Raw genomic sequence first — 8,611 nt, forward strand, 5'->3', positions numbered from 1 at the left:
GGGGGCTAGTACCATTTTATCCAGTGTTTTTGAGATATCCTCTCATTTTGAAGCAAGAGCCCCCATTGGGTCCCAGGGAGCAAGTATCTGTGGTTCTGCTTCATAGGCTGCTAATTCTTCAGCTGTAAGGAAGTCTTTACGGACAACGATTTGATAAGTGTATTCATCCATCCAGGCATCAGAAGCGACAAAGTAACCTTTTTGTCCGACCTTGTCTCCCCAAGAGTTTTCAACCTTCCATTTAATTGGTTTTCCATCGGCATCCAAATCAACTCCGGTCAATACCATGGCATGAGTCATGAGAGATTCACTGTAATCCAAACGTCCTGCCTTGTCTTGAGTCAAGTTAATATCCATGCTAGCTGTAAAGTCATAAACATTAGTTGCAAGAATACCTTTTTGACGGTCTGAGACTTGACCAACATCTGAACCAAACCAAACAGTCTCTCCAGCCTTCATCTGTGCAATAGCAAGATCTTTGAATCGGTCCATTGGGAGGTTAATATAACGCACACTTGGCGCACCTACAACATTACCCAACATCTCAACAGTATAAGATTTTCCGTAAGGTTTATCAGCTGTTGGAGCGTTAATAACTGACACATAGTCGCTTAGTTTAAGACCAACATATTTTTCAAAGAAGGCCTGTGGCGTGATATCCTTCTCAGATTGATAGTTGTCATCTTTATCTCGGTAGGCAAAATCAAACTGACGTGGTGGTAAACCAAGAGTCATGGCAAGATAATTGAAAATTTCTTGAAGAAGTTGTTCCTTCTTAGCTTGAACAGCAGCTTGTTCAGCACCACCAGCAATCAAATCACGCAAGATTTGAGCATCTTGACGAAGAAGCTTATTGAGGTATTGATTAAGCTCACGACTATTGCTTGAAGCTACAGATTCTGGATAAACTGATTTGGGTACAACACCATATTTTTCAAAGATTGATACAACCATATCCCATTGTCCACCATCTTGTTGAGGGGTATCCAAAAGAAATTTAACCTTGCGGCTACCAATTTCTTGATCCGCTGTAGCAATGATTTGCTCCAAGAACCAGTTTGATTTTTCATATTTATCCCAGAAAAATGTGTGGGCTTGAGAAAGCTCGAAACTTTCCAATTTGAAGTCTGAAATCAATTTGTGACGGAAAGTATTAAGAGCCGCAAACATCCAGCAACGTCCTGAAGCTTTCTGGTTAGACACCGCATCTTTAGTCAAATCGATTGAGAAAACATGGTCATTTTCAACTTCTGATTGACGTGTCTCGATAGATTTAAGCAAGCCGTTATGAGTTACTGCGTTTTCGATAGCGCCGTACTTGGCATTGGCCTCATAATCTGCAAATAGTTTTTCTGTGAAATCTGTTGATAGTGAAGTCATAAGATTCCTCCTTTTAAGCCTTATTCCTCTCTATTCTATCACTAATTTCTGAAAATTCAATTTTAAAATAACCCCAGATTAAACCTAGGGTTACGACAATCTTATTTAACTTTATCAAAACTCGTTTCAGGTGCTGGTTTAGTTGGCTGACACGACATGATAATGAGTACAATGCTTCCAATAGGTGATAAGATATTCAAGACTGGTATAAGGCCCATACAACTTAGAAGCCCCCAAGCCGGATGAATACCTGCATCTCGTAAACGACGAAATTGAAGGGACAGTTGTGGGATTAGTATGATTAAACCAAAAATTATTATTGGCGACATATGTTTCAAAATCATTTTTTGTATTTCGGCTGAATCATATAATATAGCTGGGTCATTAGACACACTACTGAAGAAAGGAATGAGAACAAAACCTACTACAAGGATAGTATTAATGATGACATTAATCAAGTAAACCCACCAGTAGTCTGGACGAGTTGAACGGCCTCTAAAGTCAAAGGCACGCTTCCAAAAATCAATATAAGCTTTAATCATAACTCATTTCTCCTCTTATTTCCAAAAATCATCAAAAATAGTGATTGGCAAGTGACGTTTGTGTTGACCCTTACGCCACCAATTTTCAATGGTTTCTTGAGCCTTAGCTGATACCTCTTTGCCTTCAAGGTAGTCATCAATTTCACGATAGGTCACTCCTAGTGCCACTTCGTCGGCAATTCCTGGTTTGTCCTCTTCCAAGTCAGCTGTTGGCACTTTTTCATAAAGGGCCTTGTCCGCACCAAGTTCTGCAAGAAGGGCTGCACCTTGACGTTTGTTTAGGCGAAAAAGCGGTAAGATATCCGCACCACCGTCACCAAATTTTGTGAAGAAACCTGTAAGGTTTTCAGCAGCGTGGTCTGTCCCGATAACTGCCCCACTATTTTCACCAGCAACCGCATATTGAGTTATCATGCGTTGACGGGCCTTGATATTTCCCTTGTTAAAGTCAGAAATACTTACACCTGCCCTGGCAAGCTCAGCAACCTGACCATCAACAGCTTCCTTAATGTTAACCGCAAGACTCACATCTGGCTTGATAAAAGCAAGGGCACGTTGGGCATCATCCTCGTCTGCCTGCACTCCATAAGGTAAGCGAATGGCAATAAACTGATAGTTTTTCCCTGTCTCTGCACGAAGCTCTTCAACGGCAAGTTGGGCTAGACGGCCAGCCAAGGTAGAGTCCTGACCTCCGGAAATCCCTAAAACATAAGACTTAAGGAATGGATGTTTAAGCATATAAGCCTTCAAAAAATCAACAGATTTTCGAATTTCTTCTTTTGGATCAATGTTAGGTTTAACCCCTAGTTGATCAATAATTGTTTCTTGCAAAGTCATAATGTCTCCTTTTACTCTGGAAAGTTATGGGCTTTCTTTCGCACATTGTCAATGAGGGCCATCTTGTTATCCCATACGTCTTTGGCCAAGTCAACTGGATAATCTTGAGGGTTTAGCACGCGCTTGTACTCATTCCAAAGCTCATCCAATTCCTTAGTCGCATAGTTCTTGATTTCATCAAGACTTGGCAAATCATAGATTAGTTGCCCCTTGTCGTAGATAGGTACTAAGAGTGGTACCGCATCAAAATCACGAACAGTCTTGTTGATGTAGGTGTAAGTCGGGTGGAACATGTTAATTTCTTCTAAAGCATTAACATCTGTGCCTGCAAAGGTGATATAGTCACCTTCTGATTTACCCTTAGCACGACTCGTAATACGCCACACTTGCTTTTTACCTGGTGTCGAAACCTTCTCAGCGTTGTTGGATAGCTTGATGGTATCATGCATGACTCCCTGATCATCCTCGATTGAGACAATCTTGTAGACCGCACCCAAGGCTGGTTGGTCATAAGCAGTGATAAGTTTGGTACCGACACCCCAGACATCAATTTTGGCCTTTTGCATCTTCAAGTTCAGAATGGTATTTTCATCAAGATCGTTTGAAGCATAAATCTTGGCATTAGGGAAACCAGCTGCATCTAGTTGCTTACGTACTTGTTTAGACAGGTAAGCCAAGTCACCGGAATCAAGACGGACACCCAAGAAATTGATCTTATCACCTAGCTCTTTAGCCACACGGATAGCATTGGGAACACCAATCTTAAGGGTATCATAGGTATCCACAAGAAATACGCAGTCTTTATGAGTAGAGGCATAGGCTTTAAAGGCATCATAATCGTTGCCATAGGCTTGAACAAGTGCATGGGCATGAGTCCCTGAAACTGGAATACCGAAAATCTTGCCAGCACGTACATTTGAAGTTGCGTCAGCACCACCAATCACGGCTGCACGCGTCCCCCATATCGCTGCATCCATCTCTTGTGCACGGCGTGTCCCAAACTCCAACAGAGGAGCATCACCAATTACTGAGCGGATTCGAGCCGCCTTGGTCGCAATCAAAGTCTGATAATTGATGATGTTAAGTAAAGCAGTCTCTACGAGTTGACACTGAGCCAAGGGACCTTCCACTTGAAAAATCGGTTCATTAGCGAACACTAAATCTCCCTCAAGTGACGAATTGATGGTCAATCCAAGTTTTAAATTAGCTAGGTAATCTAGAAAATCAGCAGGGTAACCAAGGTCCTTCAAATAGGCAATATCGGTTTCTGAAAACGTCAGATTTTCAAGATAGTTAACAATACGTTCCAAACCGGCAAAAACGGCGAAACCATTCTTGAAAGGGAGCTGACGGAAAAAGACTTCGAAAACAGCTTTCTTATTATGAATGCCTTGGTTAAAGTAAACCTGCATCATATTGATTTGGTACAAGTCGGTATGCAAGGTTAAACTGTCATCTTTATACATGGATTTCCTCCAATCAAATAGGTACTTATTTTTTGTTATTAATAGCTTGTATATGCTGACTATTATAGCATTTTTGAGCAATTGTCTCCACTTTTCAGAAAGTTAATTATTATTTGGATTTTCCAATTCTTCTAATGTTTGTATACCCAATTTGTAAAATGAAGCTAGACAGAAAAAGCCATCTATGTTAGGCTCAGACAAACACCACATTTGTCTGAAAGGAACTAACATAAATGACCTATACTCATCTTACCACAAACGAGCTTGTGAGCTTGTAATGATAGAGGCTTACTATCAAGAAAACATAAAAGTATCAGCTATTGTGACTTCACTTGGCAGATCAAAACAGACAATCTACAATGTCATCAATTATATGAAAGAGGGGCACTCTGCTATAAAATCAATAAGAAACGCTGTGGCAGGAATAAAACCAGTCTTACGCAAGCAGAAAAAGATTTTATCCAAACTCATTTAGTTCAAAATTGGAGCCTTGAAGCCATTAAAGGAACTTATCCAGATAGGGTTTCTTGTTCTATGAGAACTCTCTATCGACTAGCAGATCGTGGTATTCTAAAGAAAGAGGATCTCCCTTGGAAAGGCAAAAGAAAACCAAATGATCATAGCGAAAAACGAGGAAAACAAGCATTGCGCAGAGATTTACGTGAGAGAGCAGACAGTTATCCTAATTTTAAGACGGAATTCGGTCATCTAGAAGGGGATACAATTGTGGGAGAAAAACACAAAAGTGCAGTCATTACCTTAGTAGAACGCTGCTCAAAAGCCATCATCACACTGAAAACCAATGGACGGAAAGCAAGTGATATTGAGGCATCCATCAATCAATAGTTGTCTCAAGTTCCCAGTCATCTCTTTAAGTTAATAACTTTTGATTGTGGGAAAGAATTTTCTAATTGGAAATCTATTTCGAATGCACATGACATTGATATTTTCTTTACGGATCCAGGATGTCCTGGCCAACGAGGTCTCAATGAACATTCTAATGGCTTATTAAGACGAAATGGACTACCAAAACAAATGGATTTTACTAATATTTCTCAAAATTATGAGAGTGGGACAGAAATCGGTCATTCGTTAGAATTCGATTTCGTCATCCCAGCTCCGCACAGTTGAGTAGGGCTGTAAAAGCTGATGAAATCAGCTTAGTAGAGCCCACTCAACCACTGCGTCTTGCTCGACAATCCAAAAACAATTGAGAGGCTAGGACTTTTGTCCCACTCTCAAGAAATAGAATTCCTAGAAAATTATTGAATTATCAATCACCCTACCAAGTTTTTCTGAATTACTTGAAAAGTCTAACTTAATCTGACATTTTAGGAACTTTATTATGTAACTCCTAATAAAAAAAGAGCGATACCCAAGTGTCACTCCTTTTAACTACGATTAACTAACGGCAATGTATCTTCTACTACCACTATAGGCAATGTAAGAAATCCATTGATGTCCATCTGCTGTGAGAACTTTGTCATAATTGACGGAATTTCCTGCATCGTAGTATGCAAGCTCTGGACTGGAAACCTTAGGTTCTGCCTTGATAGAGGAACGGCTTGTAAAGTGGTAAGTACCTCGTTGAGTAAGGCTAGTAGTAGTGCTAGTGTTTGCTGTGCTAGATGACGTTGTATTGGTATAATCGCCACCGTCAAAGCCGAAGTATTCTTCTAAGCTTTTACCAGACTCATAAACTTCTTTGGCTTCTTTTCCGATATAGCGGATGTGCCATGCTTCTGGCATGTAACCAGTCACGGACTCTTTACCTGGTTGGTATCTCACGACAAAACCGTATTTGTAGGCGTTATTGTTGAGCCAGTCAGTTGCTGTTTTATCCTCGAGCAGATTGCCAGACCTGTCGGTCAAGTCGTAAGCAAGACCTGTTTGGTGTTCGCTGTAGCCAGCTCGTGCAGAATAACGATCTGCTGCGGCATATCCGTCTCTATTGGCATAATTTTGATAAAGCGTTTTTTGAGTGTCATAACTTCTAAAACCGCTGTAAGCATGACCAACGTTAAACCCTTGGTTAATCATGTCATTGCGCAGACGGACAAAGGCAGCTTTGGCTGTGGCATCTTCGCCAGGATTATAAGATGGAGATAATGGGTACTTCTTGTTGGCGATGATAATGTCGTCGTATTTACCCTTAATGCTATAGTAAGAGCCATTAGATGTCACTTTGTTTGAAGTCGTTTCAGTTGTAGATTCTCCTGCAACTGTGGTTCTTGTCGCAGCGATACCTTTCAAGCTGCCATCGTTTTGGACATAGTACAAGTGAGCATTGTATTCACCAGTGTTATTTTTGTGGTCACTAATCTTAACCGCCACCTTGTAATCACCAGAGTTTTGCTTAGTCGCATCATACCAAATGATATCATCTTGTCCACCTTGGCTTGACCAGACAGGCACTTTCACTGCTTTGACACCTTGGGTGTCAGAGACATTGCTGACAACAACATCAAAGCCTTTAGCAGTCACATTTTCCACCTTGATGTTTCCTGTTACAACACTAGGTTTACTTGCTGTTGCTTCTGCTTTAGGTGTATCTTGTCCCACTTTGTTAAGCGCTACATAGCGACGAATACCGCTGTAGCTGACGTAAGAAATCCAGCTGTAATCATCAGCAACTAAGGCTTTATCATAGTTGACACTTTCACCCTTTTTAAACTCAAATTGTACTGGACTTGAAAGTTTAGCTTCGTTGTGTACTTCTACAGTATTTGTGAAGGTATACTTACCACTTGATGGGAGGCTTGGTTTAACTTCCTCCATTAAAGTAGTTGATTTTGCCTCTTCTTTTTGGGATGTTTCAGCAGAAGTTTTTTCGACTTTGTTGAGAGCAACATAACGGCGAGTTCCACTGTAGCTGACATAAGAAATCCAATTGTAATCATCGGAAGTTAAAACTTTGTCATAGTTGACTCGATCATCTTTTCGGAATTCAAACTGTACTGGGCTTGAAATCTTAGCATCATTACGTACATCAGCTTTATCAGTGAAAATATAAGTACCATTTGCAGGCAAAGTCGATGCTTCTGACTTGGTAGTAGTTGCTGGTTTACTTTCTTCTTTTTGTGGTGTTTGAGTCTTTGGAGTATCAACTGTTGCCTTTTCTACTTTGTTAAGTGACACATAACGACGGATACCGCTGTAGCTAACATAAGAAATCCAGTTGTAATCATCGGAAGTTAAAACTTTGTCATAGTAGACTCGATCACCTTTTCGGAATTCAAACTGTACTGGACTTGAAAGTTTAGGGTCATTACGTACTTGTGCTGTATCTTGGAAAACATAGGTTCCAGTAGCAGATTGTGGTTTGCGGTTCTTGCTTGTTTCAGTGCTTTCAGGTTCTGTCACTTCTTCAAGCACCTTAGTTAGTTCTCCTACCTTAGCATAGCGACGAATACCACTGTAGCTGACGTAAGAAATCCAGCGAGCATTCTCAGCGTCTAAGACTTTATCATAGTTAACTTGGTTACCTTTGTTAAAGTAGAAAGAGACGCTACTATTGGTACTTGGTGTGGTATACACGGCTGTCTTTTCAGTGAAAGTGTAGCGACCACTAGCTGGCAATTCTGGACCAGTGATGACTTCTTTAACGACTTTGTCTTTGACTGGTTCTTCGGGAGTTTTGCTTTCTTCCTTAGAAGTGTCGTCTTTTGTAGTCGTTGCAGTTGGTGTTTCAGCCTTCTCAGGTGTTTTTACTGTTTCAGAATCACTTGGTTTAGTAGTTGTTGGAGTAGTTACTGGTGTTTCTGTTGGTTTTGTGCTCGTAGGCGTAGTCGCAGGTGTTTCTGTTTTTAGAGCAGAGTCATCTTTGAAACTATAAGTTGTACCTGCTGGTAAGCTGTCTTTGTTGGTAATAAAGGAGTCTGCAGTTGGTGTTTGTCCTTGACGGACTGTTTGTGTGCGAACAGTTGGTTCATTCTTATCAGCGTCAGTTTGTCCAGCAACAGTATAGTGGACTTGTACTTCATCTGTTGAGCCATCTGGATAAGTAACCACAACAGTCTTGGTGACATCAGTAGATGAGCTTGCAGGCGTCACACTGTCAGACACAGCTGATGCTCGCGGCTGTGTTGAGGTTGTACTTTCTGTAGTTGATGGCGCTGTCTGGGCAACTGTAGAGGGTTGTGATTGAGTGGTAGTATCTACTGTAGTAGCAGGTTGAGTTGGTGCAACATTTGTTGAAGTTGTTGTACTTTCTGCAACTGGTGCCGCTGTTGTTTGGTCAGCATGTGCGACTTGAGCGTTTGCCATATAGGCACAGCCAATCAAGACAGATGCTGCACCAAAAGCGTATTTGCGAATGGAATAGCGTTGTTTTTCATGATGATAATTAACTTTATTCATGATGTTTTTACCTCTTACATTCTTCGA

5 protein-coding genes and 2 pseudogenes are annotated in these 8,611 nt (G+C 40.9%); 1 reads left to right on the plus strand and 6 read right to left on the minus strand.

The window, feature by feature from the left end:
* Window positions 1-42: 42 nt before the first annotated feature.
* The 4 genes from pepC to HMPREF9425_RS07945 all read right to left on the minus strand — a co-directional run bounded on the left by pepC (window position 43) and on the right by HMPREF9425_RS07945 (window position 4,225).
* Window positions 43-1,380 (minus strand): aminopeptidase C, encoded by a 1,338-nt coding sequence (gene pepC, locus HMPREF9425_RS07930; RefSeq protein WP_003098056.1) that lies wholly within the window; start codon window positions 1,378-1,380, stop codon window positions 43-45.
* Window positions 1,381-1,481: 101 nt separating this feature from the next.
* The gene (locus HMPREF9425_RS07935) at window positions 1,482-1,922 is read right to left on the minus strand and encodes a DUF805 domain-containing protein (RefSeq protein ID WP_003095042.1); all 441 of its coding nucleotides are present in this window, start codon (window positions 1,920-1,922) and stop codon (window positions 1,482-1,484) included.
* A 15-nt stretch (window positions 1,923-1,937) separates the two neighbouring features.
* The gene (nadE, locus tag HMPREF9425_RS07940) at window positions 1,938-2,759 is read right to left on the minus strand and encodes an ammonia-dependent NAD(+) synthetase (RefSeq protein ID WP_003098058.1); all 822 of its coding nucleotides are present in this window, start codon (window positions 2,757-2,759) and stop codon (window positions 1,938-1,940) included.
* Between the two features lie 11 nt (window positions 2,760-2,770).
* The gene (locus HMPREF9425_RS07945; protein WP_003095040.1) at window positions 2,771-4,225 is read right to left on the minus strand and encodes a nicotinate phosphoribosyltransferase; all 1,455 of its coding nucleotides are present in this window, start codon (window positions 4,223-4,225) and stop codon (window positions 2,771-2,773) included.
* Between the two features lie 233 nt (window positions 4,226-4,458).
* On the opposite strand from HMPREF9425_RS07945, the pseudogene HMPREF9425_RS07950 reads away from it, so the two are divergent.
* Window positions 4,459-5,296, plus strand: a pseudogene (locus HMPREF9425_RS07950) (IS30 family transposase); the annotation flags it as partial.
* Between the two features lie 330 nt (window positions 5,297-5,626).
* Here HMPREF9425_RS07950 and ldcB read toward each other — a convergent pair.
* Together ldcB and HMPREF9425_RS10730 are read right to left on the minus strand one after the other, a co-directional pair.
* Window positions 5,627-7,363 (minus strand): LD-carboxypeptidase LdcB/DacB, encoded by a 1,737-nt coding sequence (gene ldcB / locus HMPREF9425_RS10725; protein WP_428835776.1) that lies wholly within the window; start codon window positions 7,361-7,363, stop codon window positions 5,627-5,629.
* A gap of 54 nt (window positions 7,364-7,417) precedes the next feature.
* Window positions 7,418-8,584, minus strand: a pseudogene (locus HMPREF9425_RS10730) (SH3 domain-containing protein); the annotation flags it as partial.
* Window positions 8,585-8,611 lie beyond the last annotated feature (27 nt).

The sequence above is a fragment of the Streptococcus vestibularis ATCC 49124 genome (assembly GCF_000188295.1).
Classification (GTDB): domain Bacteria; phylum Bacillota; class Bacilli; order Lactobacillales; family Streptococcaceae; genus Streptococcus; species Streptococcus vestibularis.

What these genes read in the sequence shown, in the direction of transcription:
- pepC (WP_003098056.1), bottom strand. Translation starts at nt 1,380, where the DNA reads ATGACTTCACTATCAACAGATTTCACAGAAAAACTATTTGCAGATTAT.
- HMPREF9425_RS07935 (WP_003095042.1), bottom strand. Translation starts at nt 1,922, where the DNA reads ATGATTAAAGCTTATATTGATTTTTGGAAGCGTGCCTTTGACTTTAGA.
- nadE (WP_003098058.1), bottom strand. Translation starts at nt 2,759, where the DNA reads ATGACTTTGCAAGAAACAATTATTGATCAACTAGGGGTTAAACCTAAC.
- HMPREF9425_RS07945 (WP_003095040.1), bottom strand. Translation starts at nt 4,225, where the DNA reads ATGTATAAAGATGACAGTTTAACCTTGCATACCGACTTGTACCAAATC.